Genomic DNA, 23,246 nt, shown 5'->3' on the forward strand with positions numbered 1-23,246 from the left:
CACGAGCGGCACGGGATGAACGCCAGGCCCTGGCCGATCCCATGGGCCCCATGGGCCGCCCGCTGTGGGTCTCACCGGCTCTGCCCGGGGCCGTCCGTGGCCGGCGGACCGGTACCGACGCCCCGCACCGGGCAGCCACTGGAACCGCGTCCTGCGTGGCAGTGGTCCGTGCGGTGTGCCGAGCGGCAGGGGGCAAGCCGCTCGGCTGCGCACCGTCCCCGCCCCCGGCCCCGCCCCCGATGCCGCGACATCGCGTTGCGCACCTGGCAGGAGAGAACCACGTCGACTCACGGGAACGGCCGGTGCGGGCCCGCACCGGAACGGCAGGACGGGCCTGGCGCGCCGTGGCCCGGTCCTCCTTGCGGTCAGCCGGCCGCGTACACGTCCTCGACATAGCGTCCGGCCGCGACCAGCGCGTCGAGCCACCGTTCGGCGTCCTGCTCGCCGACGCCCGAGGCGTGCTTGCGGTAGAGGGTACGGAACGCCTCCCGCACGCCCGGCGCCATCCGGGCACCGTCACCGCAGACGTACACCCGGGCTCCCGCTGCGAGCAGGTCCCACACCTCGTCGGCCTCGGCGGCGATGCGGTGCTGCACGAAGCGCACCTCGCCCTGCGGGGATGCGCTGAAGGCCGGGCGGAGGGAGACGGCACCCGCGGCCTCTGCGGCGCGCAGTTCCACGGCGTGCAGGAAGTCGGCGTCCGGCGCGTCGCAGCCGAAGTAGAGGAGGGCGGGCGGAAGGTCGGCGCCCGTGGCGAGTGCCGCCACCCGGTCGGCGACCGCGCCGCGGAACGGGGCCAGGCCGGTGCCCGCCGCGACCATGACGACGGGCGTCGTGCTGTCGATGCGGAAGGCGTCGCGGCACGGCTGGACGCGGGCGTACACCGTGTCACCGGGCCGGACGGCGGCGAGGTGGCCGGAACCGGTGCCCCGGTAGGTGCCCCTGCCGGAGCGGGCCGGGGCCTCGAGCACGGAGACCATCAGGTCGGCGTGGCCGGGGTCGGTGGCGGGGGAGGAGGAGACGGAGTAGTGCCGGGGCCGCAGCGGCGTGAGCAGGTCCAGCAGCCGGGGCCAGTCCAGGGCGCCGCGCAGGGCGGGGTGATCCTCGAACAGCTCCACCAGCGTGCGCGGATCGTCGCCGGGCAGGGCGGTGAGGGCCGCGCGCTCGGGCGGGCAGGGGTTGGCGGCGGCCAGGGCGGCCAGCCGGCCGGCGCCGGGACGCTCCTGGAGTTCGACGTGGTGCGTGAGGAGCTGCCGCACGGTCAGGGGCCGGTCCACCGCCAGTCCGTCGCGGCGAGGACGGGCCGGACGGATGTCGAGGACGGCGTCGGGGTCGACGCCGAACGCGGCGGCCGCGCGCTCCGTGAGGTCCGGGTCGTTGGCGGGCAGCACGGTGAGGTGGTCGGCGGTGCGGTAGGTGACGCCCTCCGGCAGGGCGACGCGTACGAAGCGCTTGCGGCGCGGGTGCCCGGGGGCGGTGAGGTCGTGGGCCTCGGTGACCGTCATGGGCACCAGTCCGTGGCGCTCGGCGAGGGCGTCCAGCGGGCCGCCGGCCAGGGTGCGGACCTCGTACGCCGCCGTGGGCTCCGGGGCGCCGGAGTTCGTGCCGGGGTCGGCCTCGGGGTCGCCGTACCGCTCCAGGAGGGCGGTGCGCAGCCGGACGGTGAAGTCGCGGACGGTGCCGGTCAGGTCGCCGGAGGCGTCGGCGGCGGCGCGGTCCAGGAGCCGGGTGGCGCCGAGGGCGGCGAGGCGGTCGTCGATGCGGGTGGGGACGTGCTGATAGGTGGCGGCCCAGTTGCGGTCGCCGACGCCGAGGACGGCGTAGGTGACGTCCGTCAGGTCGGGGGTGCCCTCCAGCCAGGCGGCGAAGGCGGTGGCGTCGTCGGTGGGGCGGCCGTTGTAGGACGCGGCCGTGATCACCACGGGCCGGTCGGCGGGCAGGCCCTGGGCGTAGGCGTCCAGGGGCGCCACCTGCGTCTCGCAGCCGAGCGCGGCGGCCTCGTCGGCGAGCTGGGCGGCGAACTCGCGGCAGGTGCCGTAGTTGCTGCCGTGCAGGAGGAGGACGCCGGTGCCGGGGCGGACCCGGGCGGGCAGGGCGGCGGGGGCGGACGTCTCTCCGGAGCCGTGTTCCCCGGTGCCGTGTTTCCTGGTGCCGTGTTTCCTGGTGCCGTGTTTCCTGGTGCCGTGTTCCCTGGTGCCGTGTTCCCCGGTGCCGTGTTCCCCGGTGCCGTGGGTGGGGCGGGCACCCGGCAGCGGCGGGTGGGCCCGGTCGGCGGCGGTGCGCGGGGTGAGCGTCAGCGTGAAGCCGTCGGGCTTCAGGGTGAGGGTCTCCTTCACCGTGAGCCGGTAGCCGGCGTGGTCGTGCAGCCGGTAGCGGTGGACCAGCATCGCCAGCAGCATGGTCGCCTCGTGCAGCGCGAACTGCCGTCCGATGCAGGCGCGTTCCCCGGTGCCGAACGGCTTGAAGGCGTGCACCGGCCGGGCCGCCTCCGCCTCCCGCGTGAACCGGGCGGGGTCGAACAGTTCGGGGTTGTCGCCCCAGACGGGCTGCCGGTGCAGCATCGGGGTGAGCACGGTGACGCCCTGCCCGGCCCGCAGCGGGATCCGGCCGCCGAGCACGGTGTCCTCCAGCGCGTGCCGGCTGAACGCGGCGGCCGTCGGCCACAGCCGGAGCGCCTCGTTGAGGACCTGACGGGTGAAGGCCAGCCTGCCGACGTCCTCGTACGTCGGCTCCGGGTCGGCCGCGTCGCCCCACAGCGCGTCCACCTCCCGCTGCACGAGCCGGAGCGCGGTCGGGTGCTTGGCCAGGTAGTACAGGGCGAAGGACATGGCGCCGGAGGTCGTCTCGTGGCCCGCGATCAGGAAGGTGATGACCTGGTTGCGGATGTTGGCGGCGTCGAGGGTGGTGCCGTCGGCCGGGTGGCGGGCGGTGAGCATCAGGCCGAGCAGGTCATCGCCGCCCGCACCGCCGGTGCCGAGTCCGGCGGTGCGGGCGGCGATGACCTCGTCGACGACCTGCGCGAGATGGTCGGCGTCGCCGCGGAAGGCCGCGTCGGCCGCCGAGTGGTCCTGGCCCGGGACACGGGCCAGGCGGGTCATGCTCCACTCCAGGCAGCGCACCATCGAGGCGACGAAGGGGTGGGGCTCGTCGCGGGTGAAGGAGCCGAAGTCGTAGCCGAAACCGGCCAGCCCGATGGTGTCCAGGGTCATCCGGGTCATGTCCTCGGGCACGTCCACCGGCCGCCCGGAGCGGGCGGCGCGGTCCCATGCCTCGACGAGCCGCCGGGCGACCTTCAGCATCACCGGGTGGTAGGTGCGCATCGAGCCGAGCGCGAAGGCGGGCAGGAGGACGTCGTGCGCCTTCGCCCAGTTGGGCTCGTCGTTGTACGCGGTGAACAGTCCGTCGGCGGCGAACGCGCGGACGTTCTCCAGGGCGGGCCCGATGTGCTTGGCGAACCGCCGGTCGTCGGCGAGTTCGGTCACCAGGTCCAGGTCGGCGACGAACAGGGTGTCCCGCCCGTGCAGCCGCCGCACCAGCACCGGGCCGTGCTCCCGCATCAGGCCCATGGCCTGCTGGATCGGGGCCGGGCCGGGTCCGGTGGCGGAGATGTCGACGACGGGGACGCCGGGACGGGCGCCGGCGGACGGGGAAGCGGGTGCGGTGGGGGGCATGGCGCGACAACTGCCTTTCGCGGTACGGACGTACTGCCACCCAGCGTGGTCGACGGGACCCGCCGGTCCGCGCCACGGCACTACATGATTGTGTAGGAAGTACAGGCGTGTCGCCCTTGCCCCCGGCCGGCCCGCCGTGGCAGGCGGGAGGCGCTGATGCAGCCGGATCGGCCGGAATCGGATCGTCCGGAATCGGATCGTCCGGAATCGGATCGTCCGTCACCGGATCGTCCGTCATCGGATCGTCCGTCATCGGATCGGCCGGAATCGGCCCGGGCGGAGGCGGCCCGGGCGGAGGCCGTGGTGTGGCGCAACCGCGCCCTGACCCTCTTGGACCGGGTGGCGGTGCCCGTGGCCGTCTGCGACGTGCACGGCGCGGTGCTGCTCGCCAACCCCGCGATGGCGGCGGAGTGCGCGACGACGCCCGGGCGGCTGCGCGGCCGGGACGTACTGGACCTGTTCAGCCCGCGCGAGGCCGGCCAGGTGGCGCGGATCGCGCAGGCGCTGCGGCTGCGGCACCGGTCGCGGTACCAGGTGGCGGTGCGCTGGCGGGGGCCCGGTGGCGCGGAACGGCACGGGGAGCTGACGGCGGACCCGGTCAGCGACTCCGTGGACGCCACGCCCACGCTGCTGGTGATGCTGCGGGTGCTGGGCGAGCGGACGCCCTGCGCCGAGCCGCCCGTCCGCGTGGCGCCGGTCCAGGCCCGCATCCTCGCCCTGCTGGCCGGGGGTGCCACCACCGCACAGGCCGCCCGCACGACCGGCCTGACCACGGACGGCGTGACCTACCATCTGCGGCGCCTGTCCGCCCGCTGGGGTGCGGCCAACCGCACCGAACTGGTCGCCCGTGCCTACGCCCTCGGAGTGCTCGCGCCGGGCACCTGGCCGCCGGCCCCGGCGGTCGCGGGGGAGGACGGGGAGTAGACGGCGGAGCGTTCGACCGCGGGTGCCAGGCCCTTGGCGTAGAGGCGGGCGCGGTAGCGGGCGAGATCCACGGTCACCGGGCGGACGCCTGGCTTCGGTCGGGGCGAGGGACGCGGCGCGGATGGATGAGGACGAGTGTGGTGAGCACTGCGATGGACGCGAGCGCGGCGGAGACCGTGAGGACGGCCCGGGTGCCGTCCACGACTGCCTGACTGCCTGTACCGGCGCCGCCGTGAAGGGTGAAGATCGCGTCCAGTGCCACTGAACTGGGTTGAATCACGCCGCCACTTCGCCGCCGGCCAGTGCCGACGCCGGCGCCGAGGGAGGCGAGGGTGGAGACGGTCCCGGCGACCATGCCGACCCGCTCGGGTCCGGTGACCTGGACCGCCACGGCCATCACGGGGGCGCCGGCGATTCCGCCACCGGCTCCCCAGGCCAGCAGCGGCCCGAGCAGCGCCCACCACGGTGTGCCGGGTGTGATGAACAGGGCCAGGGCTGCGAAGCCGATGCCCTTGAGCAAGTAGCCGGAGCCGATCACCAGGCCGGGGGCCCAGTGACTGAGCAGCTTGGAGCCGACCATGCCGGTGGCGATCTGTGCGAGGAAGACCGGCGTCATCAGCAGTCCCCCCGCGGTCGGTTCAGGCCCAGGCCGTCCGACAGGTACAGCACCAGGTAGGCCGAGCCGCCGATGGCCAGGACGCGGGAGAGGAGGACGGCCAGCATCGCGCCGCTGAACGCGGGCCGGGTGAACATCCGTAGGTCCAGTGTCGGCATCGGCACGCGGAACTGGAGGACCAGGAAGGCAGCCAGCGCCAGGCAGGCAGTGAGCAGTGCGACGGTGTCCTGGCCTGCCCATGGTGTGTCGCCGGGGCGGAGCACGAGCAGGGTCGCCGTACCGAGGCCGAGCATGAGCAGCAGGCTTCCGGGCCAGTCCGGCCGCCCGGTCGGAGAGGGTGCGGGGGAGGCGGGCGGCAGCACGCGGGCGGCCAGCGCCCAGGCCGCTGCGCCGAGCGGGAGGTTGATCGCGAACACCGCACGCCACCCGAAGGCGTCGATCAGCACTCCGCCGAGAGTCGGGGCGAGGAGCCCGGCCGCGGTCGCGAACGATCCCCAGGCGCCGATGGCGAGGTTGCGCTCCTCACCGGTGTAGCGGTCCGAGACCAGCGGAATGCCGTTCACCATGATCACTGCGGCTCCGCAGCCCTGGAGTACCCGGGCGGCGTTCAGCCACCACAGGTCCTGCGCCGACGTCGCGAGACCGTCAACCGGGCCCTGGGCCGCGGCTCGGGCACCGGTCGAGCGCGGCGCCGCACGCATGAAGTCCTGGCGCATCTTCCGCAGGTCCCGATGGGTTCGGCTTCCTCGGAGGGGGAGGGGTGAGCCGGGGCTTCGGCAAGGCGATCGCACAGGGTGAATGATCCCCGGGCCGGTGCCGTAGGTTCTCGCGTCGGTCACGCTCACGATCGGCAGTGCGGCCGACGAGGGCGGACACGAGGCGGCCCGCACCGGCCGGAAGGAACAACTCCCGGCTGCGGCTCCGGAGCGCCGTGCCGGTCAGGCCGTCCCCGAAGGAACCGCACCCGTGGAAGATGTCTCCCGTCCGGCCTCTGCCGGGGCCGGTACCAGGGGCGTCCACCACTCGGGACAGGTCCCGGTATTCGAGGGTCAGGGAGTGGGCGTGTTGCGTCGGCCGGTGAACGCCGGTCGGCGAGCAGGGTGTCCGCCATTAGCCAGTTCTTCGGCCGCACCCCCCTCGGCCCCGCCGGCTGGGCCACGGCCCTGGGCACCGCCGCGGCGGCCACCGCCGGCTCCCTCCTGCTCCCGCCCCTGGCCTCACGAATCCGCGGACACCTCCTACCAGAGGACGACGGCACGCGCAGCGCCACCGCGGGATCGGCACCGGATACAGACGGCCGGCAGGGCGGCGCGCAGGACCGGGCCCCCGGCGCCGCCCCGGCCCCGGCGGGCACATCCCCCGTCGCTTCCGCACCCGGCCTCCTCGCGCGGTGAGCCCGAGGACCCCTCTGATCCGTCCCGCCCGGCAGTAACTGTTGCCTGACCCTGTGACCTCGTCACGGCCGGTCGGGCTCCGTACCATGTTTCGGCAGGGCGTGCGAGAGGAGGGTCTCCGCTGCCGTCCGTGCGTGCCGGCCGTAGTCCGCGTCGCCCAGCACCATGGCTCGACTGGCCGCCCCGTCCGCGAGGGTGACCAGTTGTTCGGCGAGTGCGGCGGGTTCGCGGCAGCCCAGCTCCGTCACCAGTGCGGTGACCAGCCGTACCATCTGCAGTTTCTGCTCGCGGGCGTAGGCGTGCACCGCGCTCTCCGGGGCGGGGAACTCCGCCGCGGCATCGATGAACGGGCACCCGCGTACCGGGGCCGCGTCCGGCACGGGCCGGTCGAACAACCCGAGGATCCGCTCCCGCGGGGAGATGTCCTCGCGGGTCAGGGCGCTCTCCAGAGTGGCCCCCGACGCGACGAGGTCCTGGAGGTGGGCGATCACCAGGTCGCTCTTGGTCCGGAAATGCGCGTAGAGCGTGCGCTTGGACACCGGAGCTTCCTCCGCGACCTGCTCCATACCGGTCGCGTTGATCCCCTGGGTCGCGAACAGCCGGGCGGCGGCGGCCAGGATGCGCTCCCGTCCGCCACGCCCTCGTCCTCGGGATGCCGTAGTCGTCGCACTCACGCATCGAGTATACGACTGCGTTTACTTCGAGAGGGAAGATCTGCTACCGTCCGCTCATGTAAACGCAGTCGTTTACATCGATGGTTGTCGAGGAGTGCTTGATGAACCCGTTGGTCCCCACCGAGCTGAGCGGCGGTGCGGAGAAGCTGATACGTGGCCGTCACGCGACCCGTGCGTTCCGCCCGGAAGCGGTGCCCGAGGACGTGATGCGTGCGATCTTCTCCCTGGCCGGCGCCGCACCGTCCAACTCCAACGCGCAGCCCTGGCGGGTGGAAGTGGTGAGCGGCGCGCCACGAGAACGCCTGGCCAACGCCCTGCAGGCGGCCCACGCCGAAAAGCGCCTCTCGGCCGACTTCCCGTACTCCGAGGACATGTACTCACAGGTGCACCAGGCGCGCCGGGCGGCGTTCGGTGCCCAACTGTACGGAGCACTGGGCATCGGTCCTGACGATCACGAGGCACGGGCGGCTTACGACGCGGAAAGCCTGCGCTTCTACGGCGCGCCGCACGCCGCGTTCCTCTTCGTCACCGGGGACGGCGGGGCCCGGCTGGCCGCTGACGTCGGCGCTTACATGCAGACCCTGCTCCTGGCCATGACCGCTTACGGCGTGGCAAGTTGTCCGCAGGGGCTGCTGAGCTTCTATGCCGACACGGTCCGCGCCGAACTCGGAGTCACCGGGGGCCAACTGCTCGTGGGCGTCTCCTTCGGCTACGCCGACGAGACAGCGCCGGTGAACCACGTCACGCCCGAGCGGGCTGCGCTCGAAGCGGTCACGACCTTCCACGGCTGAAACGTGTCTCTTCGATGGGCCGGTCGGTTGATGTCGGTCGGTGGATCGGATGTGCAGTCCGCTCAGTGAGCACTGATGCGATGTGGGACCGGATCGAGCCGGTCATGCCGGCTGATCCGGTCCGCGGGCGGCGGTGGGCCGACCACCTGGAATGCGTGCCAGTTTCGAGTACCGGCAGCGGTTCTTGACCGGTCTGAGCAGCTTCCGCGGCGGCTGCGATTCGAACGGTACGGGAGTCCGGGCAGTGCCGCGGCAGCCGATCACGGCTGAGGGCCCCGGTGCCGAGGCACCTCACACCGTGGCGGCCGGCTGCCCGGACACCGTCGTCGAGTAACAGCCTGCCGGCTGACCTCCCGCACCCGATGCCGCGGGCCGCCCGATGGGGACATGGCTGAGGGAGGGCTTACTTGGTTTCGAGCCGTCCGACCGGGTCGGGGCCGGCCGTCAGTGTCTCGCACGCGGTCTGCCAGGCGTTGTCGCCGGGGTGGAGCCGGGTGCGGAGGTAGGCCGCGGTGAGCCGGGCGAGGGCGGCGACTCGCCCGGGGTTCTCGTCGGTGGTCTCGGCGGCGTCGTATCCGGCGATCCCGCCGAGCCCGTGCTCCGCGTCGAACAGGGTGAGCAGGGTCTTGGGGCCGGGGGCGAGGGTGTAGGGGTCGGCGTGCCAGTCCGGTCCCCTGTCCGTGAAGTGCCGGGAGTCGTCCTTGTCGCCGGCGACGACCAGCGCGGGTGCGGTCATGGTGGAGAAGTCGACGGCGCCGATGACCGGCCACTGCTCGGCCATGGGCCCGTTGAAGCCGTCGCCGCCCCTGCCGGGCGCGGCGAGCAGGACGCCGGCCTTGATCCGGGGCTCGACGAGGTGCACCACGTTCCCGGTGTCCGGGTCGGTGATCCCGGCGCCCAGCAGGAGGGCGGCGGTGAAGCCGCCGAGCGAGTGTCCGGCGACGGCGACCTCGGTGTGGTCGATCCGTCCCGCGAGCTGCGGCACGGTGCGCTCGATCATGTCGAGCCGGTCGAGGATGTGGCTCATGTCCTCGGCCCGGGAGCGCCAGAAGTCGGGAGCGCCGGGTGCGTCGGCGACCAGGTGGCTCAGTGTCCTGGAGGTGAGGTGGGTGGGCTGGACGACGACGAAACCGTGGGCGGCCCAGTAGTTGGCGAGCGGCGCGTAGCCGTTGAGCGAGGAGAGGTTGTTCGAGGGGCCACCGCCGTGGGAGAGGAGGATGACGGGGAGGTTGGTCCCGGTCGCGGGTGCGGAGACGCGCAGCTGGAGGTCCACGGGACGTCCGGGCACGGAGAGGACCACGGGGCTGAAGGACAGGACCGGGGCGGGCTCGCCCCAGGTGTCGGCGCCGGTGACGGTGGATGTGCTCACGATGTGGGTTCCCTTTCGGTGGCACCTGCCGTCCGCCGGTCTCCTGCGACCGGCGGCGGGCATGGCGGACAGGGGCGTCCCGTTTCGGCTAAGCTGAAACGGAACGCTGCTCCACTTAGTATCCGGAGCGCTGCTCCGCTTTGTCAATCGGTGTGGAAGGAGTACGTGATGGCCACCGGCAGCCCCGCAGATAAGTCGCCGTCCCGAGGCAAGCGGGCCGACGCCCAGCGCAACCGGCAGACGGTGCTCACCGCCGCCGCCGAGGTGTTCGTCACCTCCGGCGTCGACGCGCCGATCCGCCAGATCGCGGCCCGGGCGGGCGTCGGGATGGCCACGATCTACCGCCACTTCCCGACCCGGGCGGATCTCGTCACCGCCGTCTACCGCCACCAGATCGAGGCATGCGCCGAAGCCGGCCCGAGCCTGCTGGCCAGTGCCGGCTCCCCGTTCGACGCACTGCGCCAGTGGATCGACCTCTTCGTCGACTTCCTCGTCACCAAGCACGGACTCGCCGACGCCCTGCACTCCGACAACGACCGCTTCGCCGCGCTGCACGCCTACTTCCTCGACCGCCTGCAGCCCGTCTGCGCCCAGCTGCTCGACGCCGCGGTCGAGGCCGGCGACATCAAGCCCGGCACGCAGCCCTACGAGCTGATGCGCGGCATCGGCAACCTCTGCATCGGACGCGACAACGACCCTCACTACGACCCCCGACGCCTGATCGCCCTCCTCCTGCAAGGGCTTCAGCGACCTCACGCCCACTGACGCCGGCGAGCGGCATCGCGACCTGACCCCTCCGCGCATCCACGCGACCTGAGCGGCCGCCTCTCAACAGCCGGCAGATGCCGACAGGCGACAGCGCGCCCCTGAGCCGGCGCTGCCACAGCTCATGAACATCGAACACGACGGCGTCAGAGCGCTGCTCACCGTCGTGAACCTGCACTGTGGCTCCGGTGCGCGTGTACCACTCGTCGGCGCCCGTGTACTGGACGGTGACGCCGGCCCGGCCGTCGGGGTGGAGGGTGGTGGCGATGGTGAGGTCGCCGGTGATGACTGCCGACCTCGTCGGTCCTGGCCCCGCCCGGGCCGGCCATCACCTGGCCCACCAGCCGTTCGGGCCGGCTGGAACCGGCGTCGGGCGCGTCGGATGCTGTGTCCATGGGGGTGCGGGTGTCCAGCATCCTGGCCAGCGTGCCATCCACCCCGGCAGCCACCGACCACGGCCCGGCGAAGCCGGTCTTACGGCTGGTCAGCGCGGCCCGTCCACCCCGCCACACGTATTCGGGCACGGTACGACTGCGCTATAGTTGATCTCAGGCGCGTGGCCGAACTCGGCCACGTCGTCCCGGCGTTGGTGGTCCAAGGAAAGACGCCCCGCTTCCTGCGGGGAAATGCAGGTGCAAGGCCTGCCCGGCGCTCCGTCCGAGAGGCCCCGTCTCCGCAGTCCGCGGAGACGGGGCCTCTCGCATGTCCGGCGCCCGATCGCCGTGAGGCGCTCACGCGAGGAGGCGAAACCGGGCCTCGCGCACGGCGGCCGCCGTGCGTCCCCGGTCACCGGGCGGCGGCTGTCACTCTCCTCCTTGCTGCGCCGCCGGCCCCAGGTTCCGTGCACCGCTGTCGGGGGTTATGGGCTGGTGGTGAGGTGTCCGGTGGCGTTGGCGAGGCTGATGAGCCGGCAGCGGTGGTTGCGGTCCATTGGGCCGGCTGGGATTCCCGCCCGTCACCACCCCGACGGAGCACTGGCCGGCGCGCTCTCCGTCCACCGCCAGCAACCGCGCCGACGGGGACGTCGGTGAGCATGTCCAGGGCCGGGGTGCCGGGAGGAACGGGTGGGCGGTTGTCTCCTCGATGGGAACGGGGGAGTGACTGAGGGCGGCCGCGCCGCAGGCTCTGTCCCGCGCGGACACGGTCGCGAAGAAGCCGAGGAAGTCGCGGCCGAAACCGTGGCCGGCGACGATGTGCGGGGCGTTGCTGTGGGGGTCCCAGGCTCGTGTGTGGTGCCCATAGATGTGTCAGTCAGTGAGCTATAGGAGTGAGCTGTAGGGGAGCCAATGCCTGGTGCGGGAGGGGATGGTTGGGGTGGTCGGGGTGGTTGGTGAGGTGTGTCCGGGTGGTGCAGGCCTGGGCGGGGCCCGTAGCGGCCGGCAACGGATGCTCCCCCGGACCGCACCTGCCGTCGGCGTGCCAGCCCGCCCGCTCCGTTCCCTCGGTTTCCAGTGGAACCGAACGGGGCGGCGACTCACCGACAGTCCGACGCCGTCGACTGGCCGCGACCACGAGCGAGTCCGTAACCCTGACGACGTGAACAGAGCCACCGGCAGATGCGCGACGATCACGGTGCGCGTGAGCACCGTTCGGTGAAGTTCGGCGCCGAGCGGGTCGGCTGGTTCCGGTCAGGCTGCCGGGGCGGTCAGGACAGTCTTGGCCGCCAGCCGGAGGTGCCCGATCATCGGATTCGGGTCGCCCTTGCGGCTGACGAGGACGACCTGGCTGGGGGGAGCGCCCTCGATCGGGACGGTGACGAGGTCGGGACGCAGTGAGCTACGCCGGTCGCCGACCGGCAGCACGGCGATCGCCTCGCCACTCGCGACGAGTTCGAGCTTGTCCTCGTAGCTTTCGATCGGCGGCACGCCGGCTCCGAGGATCCGGTAGGAAGTCCAGTCCGTGGTCTCGAACGCGCACGGCGCCGCCTCTTCACCGGCCAGTTCTTCCGCGGTCACCGACGCGCGGTCGGCCAAGGGATGGCCGCGCGGGACGACGAGCATCCGGGGCTCCTCGTACAGCGGGGTGGTGAACACGTCGTCGGCGGCGAGCGGCAGCGGGGCCCGGACGATCAGGGCGTCGACGCGCTTGTCGGACAGCGCCCCGACGTCGCGGCAGCTCAGATGCCGGGTGGCGATCTCCGCCTCCGGGTAACGGCGGCGTAGTTCCCGTACGGCGTCAGTGATCACCAGGTCCTCGACGTAGCCGATGGCGATTCGTTCGGTCCGGGCCTGTTCACGCACGGCCAGCTCGGCCTGGCGGGCGGCCTGCAGCAGGGCTTGGGCCCGGGGGAGGAACGTCTGGCCGGCCGGGGTGAGCCGGGTGCCCTGGGGTGTGCGGTCCAGCAGTCGTGTGCCGAGGTATTTCTCGAGCCGTTGGATCTGGCGGCTCAGCGCCGGCTGGGCCACGTGCAAGTCGGCGGCGGCCCGGCCGAAGTGCTGGTGCGCCGCCACCACGGTGAAGTAGCGCACCAGCCGCAGTTCCAGGTCCTGTCCGAGATCGTTCACCTCTCCAGCGTACGCGTCATGCCGTTTCGGCATGACCGGGTTGCCGAACCGGTCTTGGACGGCCGTACCGTTCTGGGCCTTGACTGAGGGAGCAACGTTTCCCCGAGGAAGTGACAGGCGTGATGAAGGCGATCCAGTTCCACGAAGCGGGCGGGCCGGAGGTTCTGCAGTACGACGAGGTGCCGGTCCCCGAGATCGGCCCGGGTGAGGTGCTCGTCCGGGTGCACGCGGCGGGCATCAACCCGCCGGACTGGTACCTGCGTGAGGGGATGAAGGTCATGCCGGCCGAGATGAGGCCGGAGCTGGAGTTCCCCCTGATCCCTGGAACGGACATGTCGGGCGTGGTCCAGGCGGTCGCTCCGGACGTGCCGGGGTTCGCCGTCGGTGACGAGGTCTTCGGCATGCTGCGGTTCCCCGGGTTCGACGGCCGGACGTACGCCGAGTACGTGGCCGCGCCGGCTTCGGACCTGGCTCACAAGCCGGCCGGTATCGATCACGTGCAGGCGGCCGGGGCGCCGATGGCCGTGCTCACGGCCTGGCAGTACCTGATTGATCTCGGCCACGACGTGCCGTCTCCTTTCACCGGCCAGGTGCACCAGCCGACGCCGATCACACCGGGGATGACCGTGCTGGTCAACGGGGCCGCCGGTGGCGTGGGTCACTTCGCGGTGCAGCTGGCGAAGTGGAAGGGGGCACACGTCATCGCGGTGGCTTCTGGCCGGCACGAGCAGTTCCTGCGCAAGCTCGGCGCCGATGAGTTCATCGACTACACCAGGACGCAGGTCACGGACGTGGTCAGCGGTGTCGACCTGGTGATCGACTCGGCCGGTGGCCCGGACGGCTCACGCTTCCTGACCGTGCTCAAGCGCGGCGGCACCATGCTTCCGGTGTTCTTCGCCCAGTACGACCCGGAAGAGACGGCGCGTCTGGGCGTCACGGTCTCGAACATTCAAGTCCGTTCCAGCGGCCCCCAGCTCGCCGAGATCGGGCGCCTGTTCGATGAGGGCAAGCTCCAGGTCGGGGTGGACAGCACCTACCCGCTGTCCGAGGCGGGCAGCGCACACACGCGAGCCGCGCAGGGCCACCTCCAAGGCAAGATCGTGCTGACGGTGGTCCCGGATTCCCGCCAGTGATCCGTTGGACCGGTGTGCCGCGTCGGCACCGCAAGGTCCGCACCCGCGTCGAGCACACCTTCTCCCGGATGAAGAACTACAGCATCCTCCGTGACCGCCGGCGGCGCGGCGACGGCCTCCACCACGCCGTCCAGGCCGTCGCCCGCCTGCACGACCTCGCCCTCGCGCCCTGACCGCACACCGGCGTACACCGCCCCGGCCCGGCGATCGCGGCCTGTTGCAACACCCTTCGGAACGATCGGTGCGCGGGGCACGTGGTTCGGCAGGCCGACTTCTGGGGCGAGTCCACGCGGGTCCGGGAGCGGCCCGGGTGAAGAACGTCGGCTCCGCCTGGCTGTACCGGCCGGTGACCGGGCAGGCGGCTCGACGTCGATCAGCTGCGGACCATGCCGGCCGCTCTGTCGCCTCTGCCACTCACACGTTCAAGCCTGCAGCGTGTCCCGCCGGTGGGGGGCCGCATGGTCGAGTTCCTCGAGCGCCTGGCGCAGGGCGGGTGCAGGCGCAAGGCCGTAGGCAGCCCGGATTGCGCCTGCCAGGAAAGCCATGAAGCCATCGACGAGTGCTTCGACCGGTAGAGGGCGGCCGTCTTTCAGCCACTGGCGGGCCATCTCGTCACAGGCGGCGGCGTATCCCTGCATGGCCAGTCGGAGCCCGGGTTCGTCGATGTCGAGGTCGAGCAACGCGCAGATGCTTCGAGTTCCCTCGTGCCGGACCGCTTCGAAGGTCTCCCATGCGAGGTCAGTGGCTTCGCCCCCGCGCAGGATGATGTTCAAGGCGGCATCCTCGTGGTCGGCGAGGAAGTTCAGATGTGCGGTGAAGTGCCTGCGCAGGCGTGCGCTGGTCGATCCGTCGGCGGTGATGTTCGTCGCTGCGCGAAGCCGACGGCTGATCTCGCGCACCACCTCCGCGTAGAGGTTCTCCTTGCCGTTGAAGTGATGCGACAGGAGTCCGTGAGCGACCCCGGCCGACCGGGCGATGTCGCCGACGGTCACTGCTGCGTAAGGCCGCCGGGAGAAGTTCTCGAGCGCGGCACGGAGCAGCTTCTGACGTGTCTGCTCGGCAGCCACTTGCCGTTTGGTCGGCGGCTTGCCCGTGATGGATCGAGGCACGTCTGGACCTTCCTCACCTGCCGGTGTCGAACCTCCACCAGGTTAGGCGAGTGTCCGCCGCCGGTCGCACGCCGGCCCCTTGTTGATTGCCGTTCAATGACTTACAGTCAACGAACGGATCGGGTCGCCGAACCGGTGGGCTGGGCAAGCGCAGGCCGATGCCGTCGCAGCCGCGACAAAGCTCCGCGATCGCGGGACACGACGGCCCTGGGGCGCCTGACGGCTTCCACCTTCGGTGCAGCGCGAACCGACCCACAACACACCGAACGGCGGACCACACGGGTAGGAGTCACAGCATGACTTTCGAACTGCCGCTCCCCGACAGGGACGACCCGGTCTGGACATCGGCCCGTGGCTTCCTCGTGCGCAGGGACGAAGGTGTCGTACGGCTCACCGGTCACGAGAGGTTCGCGGTCAAGGTGACCGGCGAACAGACCGATGGCGCCCTCGCCTTCATGGACGGCCTCATCGAGCCCGATCACGGCAACGTCCCGCACATCCACACGAAGGAAGACGAAGCCTTCTACGTGGTCTCCGGAGAGTTCGAATTCCTCAACGGCAGCGAGAGAATCTCTGCCCGGACCGGAGACTTCATCTACGTACCCAAGGGCACGCGCCACGCCTTCAAGAACATCAGCCCGGAGCCGTCCCGGCTTCTCGTCTTCTACACGCCCGCCGGTCCGGAGAAGTTCTTCCTCGAGTACGGCGACGCCGAGGGCCGCCGCCCCGAGCCCTGGCCGGACGAGAAGTTGAACGAGTTGGTGGACATCCTGGGCGCCCACAACATGGTGCTGCTCCCGGCGGGCGACTGGGACTAGGCCGCTCCTCTCTCCCTGTGCTTGGCGTCTATCCCCGGTGGGCTTGGTGTTCACCGATCGAAATGGCACGTATGACGCCGAGCACGAGGGCACCGTGGGTGGGTTGCGCGCCCACGTGGAGGACGTCAACGGCTGGCAGCCGGGCGACCCCGTGAAGACCGCCTCCGCTCTCCTGGCTGCCCTGGCCGCCGACGACACCCCGTGCGGGCGGCGCTGGTCGACGCCGTTCCGGACCGTCTCACCGAGGCCGGCCGAGCAGACGGAGAAGGGGCGCATGGCCCGGGAGTCCCCGAGCCGCGGCACCGACCACGACGACGGAACCGGACCACGAGCAGGCCGGAAGAGGGACGACGAGTCATTCGTCCCGGACCTACGTTTCAGGCGGGAAGGGAGCTCGCGATGGGGCGAGTGGAAGGAAAGACAGCGGTGGTCACGGGCGGCGCGATGGGCATGGGGGCCGCAACGGTCCGCCGGCTCGCCGCCGAGGGCGCCAACGTGGTCGTCGCGGACGTGAACGTCGAGGCCGCACAGGTCCTCGCCAAGGACCTCGGAAGGGCCGCCGCAGTCGAACGGCTCGACGTACGATCGGAGCAGGAATGGGCCGACGTCGTCCGGCGCGCCGAGGAACGCTTCGGGGCCGTGGACATCCTCGTCAACAATGCGGGCATCGCCGATCCAGCTCCCCTGGAGGAGTGGGACACCACACGGCTGCAGCGCACCCTGGACGTGAACCTGATCGGCGTCTTCAACGGCATCCAGGCCGTCGTCCCGGCGATGAAGCGGGCCGGCGGCGGCTCCATCATCAACATCGGCTCGGTAGGCGCCCTGCAGGGAGTACCGAGAATGTCCGGCTACGTCGTCTCCAAATGGGGCGTTCGCGGACTGACCAGAACCGCTGCTCTGGAACTGGGCGTGCACGGGATCCGAGTGAACGCGGTGCACCCCGGCCAGACCGACACCCCCATGACCGAGGGCGTCGTGTTCGATACCAGCGACATCGCCCTCGGACGAGTCGGCCAACCGGACGACATCGCCCGCATCGTCCTGTTCTTCGCCAGCGACGACTCCCGGTTCGTCACCGGCAGCGAAGTGGCCGGCGACGGCGGTCAGAGCGCCGGCCAGGCCAATTACCAAGGCCTCCCGCAGTAACAGACCGACAGGCACCCGCAGCCACACCGGCTGCTCAACCAAACCGCTTGAGCGGCCTGCGCCGGCTCGGTGCAGGCCGCTCGAACCGCCCCAGCAGCATCCCGAACCACGGCCTCCGGCATCCTGCCCGACAGCTCCCCGCGCCAGCCCACAGGCAGCTCCGCCGGTGCCTTCGACCCCATCACCACGACGTCAATCCTCGGCTCGGCCCCAACCGGCCGCCTTCCCGTCGCGCGGCGAACAGTGCAGCAGGCGGCTCCCCTCCCTGCACCGCCTCCCGGCATGTCCTCGCCAGCAGATGTACTCCCGGTCCGAAACCGCGACCACCCCCATGGCCCGGCCCGCAGCGGAGCCGGCAGCCGCACCGTCCCTCCCGTTGCCCATCCGCTCATCCAGTGCGGAAGGGAGGCGGATAGATCAGTGCCGCCCCCACCTACCGGTCTGATGCGCAGAAAACGCTGGTCAGGTACTCCGACGACCCCTGTTCTCCGCCGGAGCAGCACCTGCTGCGCATGCCGCCTCAACAAGCCCACTGCAGCCCGTGCCGCGCCGGTCCCGGTGAGAGGCACCGGGGTTCATGATGCGGAGTGAGGCTGCAGTACTGGTTGCAGCGCCCCCTGCAGCGGGCGCTGGAAAGTGCTGTCCGTCGTCGGGGGCCGGCCGGCCCGGTGCAGGCTGGGTTGGTTCCGCCCCCGGCAGGGAGTCGGCGATGCGCGATGAAACGACGTCCCCTGAACTGCGTTTCGAGGTGCTCGGTCCGCTGCGGGTGTGGCGGAACGGATGGAGCTGGACGTCGGTTCAGTACAGCGACGGGTGGTGCTCGCGGTGCTGCTGCACGCCGACCGACGGCGTCACGGGAGAAGCTGATCGACGCGGTATGGGGCCACGTGGTCCCGGGGCGGGCGGTGAACCTGCTGCAGCGGCATGCCGCCGGGCTGCGCCGGATACTTGAGCCCGGCCGCCCGGCCGCCCGGCCGCCCGGCCGCCCGGCCGCCCGGCCGCCCGGCCCGCGCCCCGTCCAAGGTGCTGGCGTGGACCGAGGCCGGCTACGTGCTGACGGTGCCGGCCGGACAGCTCGATCTGGGGAAGTTCACCGAGCGGGTTCACCATCCAGCCAGGCTCGTGCCGCAGACATCCACTGCAACTATCACCGGCCCCACGGCGGAGCAGTCGGCCAGCCGCCTGGCTGTACGAGGCCGAAACCGAACCTGAAGATTAAACTCCATATAACATGATATTGTTCATCTTTTCCCATCGTATTGACTTCCCGCAGGGAGAGGGGCAATCTTTCAAGCACGGTGACGCTTTCCTGAAAGGGTTGAACGGTAAGGATTCGGGTTCGGGTCGTGTTTGATTTTGCGCGACACGGTAGGGGACGTTTCACGCAGGCTCTTCTGGGCCTTGCGGTGTTCGGGGAGTAAGAATGGCAGCCGCAACTAGGCAATTGTTCGTAAATTCACCCGCCAACAGGTCCGTCACGATCGACCTGGGAGCATCTACCACATTCGTGGCATGGGGGTCGATCACGATGATCGACCCGCGGATCCAATTCGATCGCGACAACGCCGTCGTGATCGACATCCCCTTCATCGACGGCAGTCGGACGAATACTCAAGTCTCTGGAGGTGATCATTGGGGAGATTCTGGCGCCTTCAGCAACGTTCACGATTCGGCAGTCGTTCGCTTCGGCCGGACAGTCACCTTCAGGATGCGTACGTTCGGGCCTGACGTTGACGCTATGGGCTGTGGCATCGTCATCACCAATCCGTGACGAACGAGAGGTAGGGAAATGCCGAGGTATTTCGTCTACGACAAGGAAGATGGCCGCGTTGTCCACGTGCATGAGACGTACGATGTGACGAGCGGTACCACGCTTCCGTGCACGCAGGAAGAGGTTCTTGCAGTTCTGGATGAGGGGCTGGAAAAAGAGAGGCTAGGCATACTGCAGTCCGAGTTCGAGCCGGATGCGGGATCCGGTGCTCTACGCGTCGACCTCACCACTCAGAATGTGATGGCGGCCGGGGTGCCGGACAAGTAGTCGGTTCAGCAAACCATCGGTAGAACCCGCCGTGGGGACCCGGGGTTTCTCAGGTGCGATCCAGCACCTGATGCGCAGTATGTCAAGGGCAAAGTCTAATCGTGGCGAACGGCCCATGCTGTATCAGGTGATGAACGTCTACCGGTCCCCTTCGCTGCCGGCTCGCCCGTGTGAGCAGGCTCCGGTTTCTTCGCTTGATTGCACTGGATCCCGTCGCTAGGCGTGGCTTCAGACGCAGTCCCTCCCATGGAGTTCCAGCCCACCCACCCCGGCCTGCCGGAGTCGGAGGCCGCCGCGGAAGCCGAACGCCTGATCAAGGCATGGGCGCAGCAGACCGCACCGCGCGAGGTGCCCACCTCGTTCCGCGACGACTCACCGCTCCCCGCCTACGGCACCACGCCGCCCGTCCCGCAGGAGGATCGGCGGATCGTGTCGGCCTGGGCGGCCGGGGTCGCCGTCGCCTCCCTCGGCGTCGGCGCCGGCGACCCCGGGATCGGCCGCGGGGCCTGGCTGGTGCTGCACGGGCTGGCCGAGCGCGATGTGCCGATGCCACGAGGTCCAGTTGCGTACTCGATAGTGATCGAGTCCGACATGGCCCTTGGCGGCCTGGAAGCACTCCTCGACACTCCACCGGACACCGGCGACGCGGACCAGCTCCGCCAGGGGTACCTCGGTGGGTGACCAGCACAGGCGGATGGCGAGTTCACCGGTGGTGCGGTAGCGGCGGATCAGCAGGTGGCGTTGGCTGTCGCTGCCTGTGTGGATCCAGGCCCAGTCGTACTAGCGCGGGCCTTTCGCGCCGTTTCCGGCGCTCTGCCGGTGCCAGGCGGTGGCGGGCAGGCGGCCGGCGACGGTGTCCGCGCGGACGGGGGTGCGGCCCTGGTTGACCCATACCCGCGTTGAGCAGGCGACGGCCATCACGTAGCCGGTCCGGCGTGCCTCCAGCGCGGCACGCAGCCGCGGGTCCTGCCCGTAGGCTTCGTCGCCGGTCACCCACCGTGCCTCCACCGCGGCGCCCAGCGTGGCGGCGATCGTCTCCCAGGCCAGACGCGGCTTGGTCGCAAACCGCACCTCGTCGGGTGTCCCGGCAGCGTCGCGGCGCCCGGGATCGGCGCGCCGGGACTGCTCCGGCAGGTGCAGCCGACGGTCTACCAGCGCCTGTCCCCGGCTGGTGGCGTAGGCGAGGAACACATCCACCTGGGAGTTCTCGACGCGCCCGGCCGTGCCGGTGTACTGCCGCTGCACGCCCGCCGAGGCACGGCCCTTCTTCACAGAGCCGGTCTCGTCCACGATCAGGACACCGCCGTCGGTGCCGAGGTGCTCGACGGCGTAGGCACGGATGTCGTCGCGGACGGCGTCGGCCTCCCAGCGGGCGTAGCGCAGCATCCGCTGCATCGGCCCCGGCCGGGCCGGGCCAGCCTGCTCGGCCAGCTGCCAGCAGTTCTTCCGCTCTGCTTGCGACAGCAGCCCGAGCAGGTAGGCGCGGGCAGTGGTCCTCGGCTCGACTCGGCTGAACCGTCCCGCGATCCGGTCCATGGCCTGGTCGAACATCGCCCGCCAGCGGACGGGGTTCACGCTATGGCAGGCGGCCACCGCACGATCGTCGTTGGTCCACACCAAACGATGACCATGCCGTGGCCGCGCTCGTTCCCAGCCGGGCCGCCACAAGATCGTGGAATCAGAACGGACTGCCGGGAGCCCCGTCGCCCTCGACATTGGCCACCATCCTGCGCAGTACCTTGAGCGCGGCCACGTACTCCTCGTCGCTGATGCCCCGGTGGACTACGGCGCGTACCTCGGTCGCCAGCTCACGGAGCCGCGCTCTGGCGGCCTCCCCGGCATCCGTGAGGTGCAGGCGCTGCCCGTCATCGATCCTGAGCCACTCGCGGTGGAGCAACTGGTCCACGACCCTGGCGATCTCATGCGGCCCGTCGGCAAGGTGCGTCAGAGAAGCGACGACCTCCTCGCGGCTCGGCGCCGAAGGACCGCCGTTCACGCGGTTGAGCACCCAGTACTGCGGCTGCGTGACGTCGATCCTGGCCATCGCATCACGCAGATGCCGGGTGACGGTCGCATGGGCCAGGCCGCTCCAGTAGCCGACCGGCTGAGTGGCCAGCATGTCATCGGTGGCGGCCGGGTTCGCCGGCGCCTGGTCAGTGGCGTGTCCGATCAGTGACATGATCGCGACGCTACATTTCCCCGGCGCGCCGAACAATCGGAATGCGGCAGTCACGGCCACTCGTCCTGGGCGCACATCGGGGCCGCCGGCCACCGTCATCTTCGGATGCGCCGCAGCCCCGCGCCACCATGCCCGACCCGACGCAGCCACCACCGACGACGGCTCACCCACTCAGTCAGCGGGTGGATCACGAAACACCACACTGGAGTACTAGGGTCCGTTCGGGCAGGTCACGCCAGGAGGTCCCGGTCCCTATCGTGTAGACCATGCCGTTGATCACCCGGCGGTCCTCCACCCGCGGCCGGCCCGTCGCGGCCCGTGGAACGAGCGGAGCGAGTAACTCCCCCTCCTCATCGGTGAGTTCATGACGGCGTACCACGCCACCACGATCCACCATCCGGCGACCTGCGAAGACGGACCCTAGACGGCGGCCCCGGCTTCGAGGTCGAAGGGGACACCTGTGAGCTGCTCGCTCGCCGCCCACAGCCGTCTGCCCTCCGCGGGGTCGTCGGCGCCTGTGGGGAGCTTGGCGGGCTTGGGGGTGCCGGAGGTCTGGTCCCGTCCGGCGGGGCCGATGAACCGGCCCGACTGGACGTACGGGCTGGTCGCCGCGTACAGGGAGGGCCAGGCCGCGCCCTCGGCCGAGCCCATGAGCAGGCGCGCGGCGACCGGGGTGACCATGCGGCTCAGAGCGCCGTTGCCGTGCTGCTGCAGACCGGTCATCGCCGACCCCGGGTGGACGACGAGCGCCGCGACGGGGCTGCTCGCAGTGCGGCGCGCGAGTTCGAGGGTGTAGACGATGTTGGCGCGCTTGGACTTGGCGTAGGCGCCCATGGCGCGGTAGCTGTTCTCGCTCATCAGGTCGTCCAGCCTGCCCGTCGGCCACCGCGCCGCGCTGGCGCTGACGGTGACCACGCGCGGTGCGGACGAGCGGCGCACGGCGGGCCAGACCTGGGCGTCGAAGGCGAAGTGGCCGAGGTGATTGGTGCCGACCGTCATCTCGAGGCCGTCGTGGGTGGTCCGCCGCTCGGGCAGGTTCATCACGCCGGCGTTGTTGAGGAGCAGGTCGACCGTCTCGGTCTCGGCGATTCGGGTGGCCGCGTCGCGGACGGAGGAGAGGTCGGAGAGGTCGAGCACGAGGGTGTCCGTCCGGGCCCCGGGGGTCGCGGCGCGCACGGCTGCCGCGGCCTGGTCCAGCTTGGTCCGGCTGCGGCCGGCCAGGATGACGCGGGCCCCGTGCCGGGCGAGCGCGCGGGCGGTCTCGAGTCCGATCCCGCCGTTCCCGCCGGTGATCAGCGCGGTGCGGCCGGTCTGATCGGGGATGTCGTCGGGGGTCCAGTGGTTCACCGTTGCCACGCTCCTCGGATTCGTTGATTCTGTGCTCGGTCATGCGGCGCTCGGCAGGGTCGTGATACCGAGCTGGAAGAGCATGCCGAGGATGTCCTCGGCGAAGGCGGCTTCGGCGGTCTTGCCGTTCCTGATGCGGTACACGCCGGTGCCGAGCCACTGGGCATGCCTGCCGGTGGGGCCGGCGCCCATGAAGTCACCGGTGCGGGTGCCGCTGTCGGTGAAGAGCAGTACGACGGTGTCGTCCTCCGCGACGGCCTGGACGATGTCCAGGCGCATGTCGCTGAAGGCGCCGGCGGCACTGGGCCGCCATGAACTTCCTGTAGGCGTCGGTGCCGCGGTGTTCTCCCAGGCTGCCGCCGCGCCAGATCTCGTCGTCCGCCCAGAGTCGGTCGATGACGTCGAGACAGCCCCCGTTGACGACTTCGTCGATGAAGCGCCGGACGACGGCGATGTTGGCTTCGGTGGTCGCTTGGGTGCTCAGGGTGTTCTCGCTTTCCCATGGGTGGGTGTCTGGCCGCCTCACTGGCAGTAGCACCACGCGGTCGCCCGCCTGCAGGGCGGCGGTGCCAATGGCGCGGCCCGGGGCCGCGGGAGCTGCGGATGACGAACCGGTCTTGGACGTGAGAGTGCTCATCTCGGGAGGCGGAGAGCTGCACAGGCGTCGGTCCTGGTGCGCCGCCCAAAACCTGCCCCCCTTTTTTCAGACCGGTGGTCTGTTCGGCTGTGGCCCCAACGTAGAGGACCACCGGTCTGATGTCAAAA

20 protein-coding genes and 2 pseudogenes are annotated in these 23,246 nt (G+C 70.9%); 9 read left to right on the top strand and 13 right to left on the bottom strand.

Translation table 11 applies throughout. The features are described 5' to 3' along the window. Positions 1 to 365: 365 nt before the first annotated feature. A complete protein-coding gene (locus tag IEZ04_RS23460) occupies positions 366 to 3,671 on the bottom strand; it encodes a bifunctional cytochrome P450/NADPH--P450 reductase (protein WP_189218930.1) in 3,306 nt (1,101 codons plus the stop codon). Between the two features lie 300 nt (positions 3,672 to 3,971). Here IEZ04_RS23460 and IEZ04_RS23465 point away from each other — a divergent pair, with 300 nt between their 5' ends. Continuing rightward, entirely contained in the window at positions 3,972 to 4,595 is a 624-nt protein-coding gene (locus IEZ04_RS23465; RefSeq protein ID WP_229821208.1) for a PAS domain-containing protein, read from the top strand. 73 nt (positions 4,596 to 4,668) lie between these two features. Here the strand turns inward: IEZ04_RS23465 and IEZ04_RS35070 are convergent, their stop codons facing one another. From IEZ04_RS35070 to IEZ04_RS23480, 3 genes are all read right to left on the bottom strand, one after another. Continuing rightward, positions 4,669 to 5,211 (bottom strand): MFS transporter, encoded by a 543-nt coding sequence (locus tag IEZ04_RS35070; RefSeq protein WP_229821209.1) that lies wholly within the window; start codon positions 5,209 to 5,211, stop codon positions 4,669 to 4,671. After that, positions 5,211 to 5,783: an MFS transporter gene (locus tag IEZ04_RS35075; RefSeq protein ID WP_373296349.1), complete on the bottom strand. Its 573-nt coding sequence runs from the start codon at positions 5,781 to 5,783 to the stop codon at positions 5,211 to 5,213. Before IEZ04_RS35075 ends, IEZ04_RS35070 begins: the two co-directional genes overlap by 1 nt. Positions 5,784 to 6,667: 884 nt before the next feature. After that, positions 6,668 to 7,279 carry a TetR/AcrR family transcriptional regulator gene (locus IEZ04_RS23480; protein ID WP_189218932.1) on the bottom strand — a complete coding sequence of 204 codons (612 nt, stop codon included), beginning with the start codon at positions 7,277 to 7,279 and terminating at the stop codon, positions 6,668 to 6,670. A 101-nt stretch (positions 7,280 to 7,380) separates the two neighbouring features. On the opposite strand from IEZ04_RS23480, the gene IEZ04_RS23485 reads away from it, so the two are divergent. Beyond that, positions 7,381 to 8,070: a nitroreductase gene (locus IEZ04_RS23485; RefSeq protein WP_189218933.1), complete on the top strand. Its 690-nt coding sequence runs from the start codon at positions 7,381 to 7,383 to the stop codon at positions 8,068 to 8,070. 403 nt (positions 8,071 to 8,473) lie between these two features. Here IEZ04_RS23485 and IEZ04_RS23490 read toward each other — a convergent pair whose 3' ends face one another. Beyond that, positions 8,474 to 9,439, bottom strand: a complete 966-nt coding sequence (locus tag IEZ04_RS23490) for an alpha/beta hydrolase family protein (protein ID WP_189218934.1) — start codon at positions 9,437 to 9,439, stop codon at positions 8,474 to 8,476. Positions 9,440 to 9,607: 168 nt separating this feature from the next. Between IEZ04_RS23490 and IEZ04_RS23495 the strand changes: the two genes are divergently transcribed. Then, a complete protein-coding gene (locus tag IEZ04_RS23495) occupies positions 9,608 to 10,204 on the top strand; it encodes a TetR/AcrR family transcriptional regulator (RefSeq protein WP_189218935.1) in 597 nt (198 codons plus the stop codon). Between the two features lie 1,628 nt (positions 10,205 to 11,832). On the opposite strand, the gene IEZ04_RS23500 is transcribed toward IEZ04_RS23495, so the two are convergent. Continuing rightward, complete coding sequence (locus IEZ04_RS23500; protein ID WP_189218936.1) at positions 11,833 to 12,708, bottom strand: LysR family transcriptional regulator; 876 nt, start codon at positions 12,706 to 12,708, stop codon at positions 11,833 to 11,835. Between the two features lie 122 nt (positions 12,709 to 12,830). On the opposite strand from IEZ04_RS23500, the gene IEZ04_RS23505 reads away from it, so the two are divergent. Next, positions 12,831 to 13,841, top strand: coding sequence for an NADP-dependent oxidoreductase (locus IEZ04_RS23505; RefSeq protein WP_189219017.1), 1,011 nt, complete (start codon positions 12,831 to 12,833; stop codon positions 13,839 to 13,841). Between the two features lie 26 nt (positions 13,842 to 13,867). Further along, positions 13,868 to 14,014, top strand: a pseudogene (locus IEZ04_RS23510) (transposase); the annotation flags it as partial. A gap of 249 nt (positions 14,015 to 14,263) precedes the next feature. On the opposite strand, the gene IEZ04_RS23515 reads toward IEZ04_RS23510, so the two are convergent. Beyond that, positions 14,264 to 14,950, bottom strand: a complete 687-nt coding sequence (locus tag IEZ04_RS23515; protein WP_189218937.1) for a TetR/AcrR family transcriptional regulator — start codon at positions 14,948 to 14,950, stop codon at positions 14,264 to 14,266. 296 nt (positions 14,951 to 15,246) lie between these two features. On the opposite strand from IEZ04_RS23515, the gene IEZ04_RS23520 reads away from it, so the two are divergent. The 4 genes from IEZ04_RS23520 (at position 15,247) to IEZ04_RS23535 (ending at position 18,955) form a co-directional block, all read left to right on the top strand. Beyond that, entirely contained in the window at positions 15,247 to 15,768 is a 522-nt protein-coding gene (locus tag IEZ04_RS23520; protein ID WP_189218938.1) for a cupin domain-containing protein, read from the top strand. Between the two features lie 399 nt (positions 15,769 to 16,167). Continuing rightward, positions 16,168 to 16,917 (top strand): SDR family NAD(P)-dependent oxidoreductase, encoded by a 750-nt coding sequence (locus IEZ04_RS23525; protein ID WP_189218939.1) that lies wholly within the window; start codon positions 16,168 to 16,170, stop codon positions 16,915 to 16,917. A gap of 1,423 nt (positions 16,918 to 18,340) precedes the next feature. Further along, positions 18,341 to 18,688, top strand: a complete 348-nt coding sequence (locus tag IEZ04_RS23530; RefSeq protein WP_229821210.1) for a hypothetical protein — start codon at positions 18,341 to 18,343, stop codon at positions 18,686 to 18,688. A gap of 18 nt (positions 18,689 to 18,706) precedes the next feature. Next, positions 18,707 to 18,955, top strand: a complete 249-nt coding sequence (locus tag IEZ04_RS23535; protein WP_189218941.1) for a hypothetical protein — start codon at positions 18,707 to 18,709, stop codon at positions 18,953 to 18,955. 531 nt (positions 18,956 to 19,486) lie between these two features. On the opposite strand, the pseudogene IEZ04_RS23545 reads toward IEZ04_RS23535, so the two are convergent. The 6 genes and pseudogenes from IEZ04_RS23545 to IEZ04_RS36020 all read right to left on the bottom strand — a co-directional run. Continuing rightward, positions 19,487 to 20,491 (bottom strand): annotated as a pseudogene (locus IEZ04_RS23545) (IS701 family transposase); the annotation flags it as partial. 142 nt (positions 20,492 to 20,633) lie between these two features. Beyond that, complete coding sequence (locus IEZ04_RS23550) at positions 20,634 to 21,134, bottom strand: MarR family winged helix-turn-helix transcriptional regulator (RefSeq protein ID WP_189218942.1); 501 nt, start codon at positions 21,132 to 21,134, stop codon at positions 20,634 to 20,636. Between the two features lie 187 nt (positions 21,135 to 21,321). Beyond that, complete coding sequence (locus IEZ04_RS36015; RefSeq protein WP_189218943.1) at positions 21,322 to 21,531, bottom strand: transposase; 210 nt, start codon at positions 21,529 to 21,531, stop codon at positions 21,322 to 21,324. 23 nt (positions 21,532 to 21,554) lie between these two features. Next, positions 21,555 to 22,481, bottom strand: coding sequence for an oxidoreductase (locus tag IEZ04_RS23560; RefSeq protein ID WP_189218944.1), 927 nt, complete (start codon positions 22,479 to 22,481; stop codon positions 21,555 to 21,557). Positions 22,482 to 22,520: 39 nt separating this feature from the next. After that, positions 22,521 to 22,760, bottom strand: a complete 240-nt coding sequence (locus IEZ04_RS23565) for an ester cyclase (protein WP_189218945.1) — start codon at positions 22,758 to 22,760, stop codon at positions 22,521 to 22,523. Then, positions 22,678 to 23,118, bottom strand: coding sequence for a nuclear transport factor 2 family protein (locus IEZ04_RS36020; protein ID WP_189218946.1), 441 nt, complete (start codon positions 23,116 to 23,118; stop codon positions 22,678 to 22,680). Before IEZ04_RS36020 ends, IEZ04_RS23565 begins: the two co-directional genes overlap by 83 nt. Between the last annotated feature and the right edge of the window lie 128 nt (positions 23,119 to 23,246).

The sequence above is a fragment of the Streptomyces ruber genome (genome assembly GCF_014648075.1).
Lineage (GTDB): Bacteria > Actinomycetota > Actinomycetes > Streptomycetales > Streptomycetaceae > Streptomyces > Streptomyces ruber.

Bases quoted from the DNA above. Each gene is read 5' to 3' on its own strand.
- IEZ04_RS23460 (WP_189218930.1), bottom strand. From the start codon at position 3,671: ATGCCCCCCACCGCACCCGCTTCCCCGTCCGCCGGCGCCCGTCCCGGC.
- IEZ04_RS35070 (WP_229821209.1), bottom strand. From the start codon at position 5,211: ATGACGCCGGTCTTCCTCGCACAGATCGCCACCGGCATGGTCGGCTCC.
- IEZ04_RS23485 (WP_189218933.1), top strand. From the start codon at position 7,381: ATGAACCCGTTGGTCCCCACCGAGCTGAGCGGCGGTGCGGAGAAGCTG.
- IEZ04_RS23495 (WP_189218935.1), top strand. From the start codon at position 9,608: ATGGCCACCGGCAGCCCCGCAGATAAGTCGCCGTCCCGAGGCAAGCGG.
- IEZ04_RS23505 (WP_189219017.1), top strand. From the start codon at position 12,831: ATGAAGGCGATCCAGTTCCACGAAGCGGGCGGGCCGGAGGTTCTGCAG.
- IEZ04_RS23520 (WP_189218938.1), top strand. From the start codon at position 15,247: ATGACTTTCGAACTGCCGCTCCCCGACAGGGACGACCCGGTCTGGACA.
- IEZ04_RS23525 (WP_189218939.1), top strand. From the start codon at position 16,168: ATGGGGCGAGTGGAAGGAAAGACAGCGGTGGTCACGGGCGGCGCGATG.
- IEZ04_RS23530 (WP_229821210.1), top strand. From the start codon at position 18,341: ATGGCAGCCGCAACTAGGCAATTGTTCGTAAATTCACCCGCCAACAGG.
- IEZ04_RS23535 (WP_189218941.1), top strand. From the start codon at position 18,707: ATGCCGAGGTATTTCGTCTACGACAAGGAAGATGGCCGCGTTGTCCAC.
- IEZ04_RS23550 (WP_189218942.1), bottom strand. From the start codon at position 21,134: ATGTCACTGATCGGACACGCCACTGACCAGGCGCCGGCGAACCCGGCC.
- IEZ04_RS36015 (WP_189218943.1), bottom strand. From the start codon at position 21,531: ATGGTGGATCGTGGTGGCGTGGTACGCCGTCATGAACTCACCGATGAG.
- IEZ04_RS23565 (WP_189218945.1), bottom strand. From the start codon at position 22,760: ATGCGCCTGGACATCGTCCAGGCCGTCGCGGAGGACGACACCGTCGTA.
- IEZ04_RS36020 (WP_189218946.1), bottom strand. From the start codon at position 23,118: ATGAGCACTCTCACGTCCAAGACCGGTTCGTCATCCGCAGCTCCCGCG.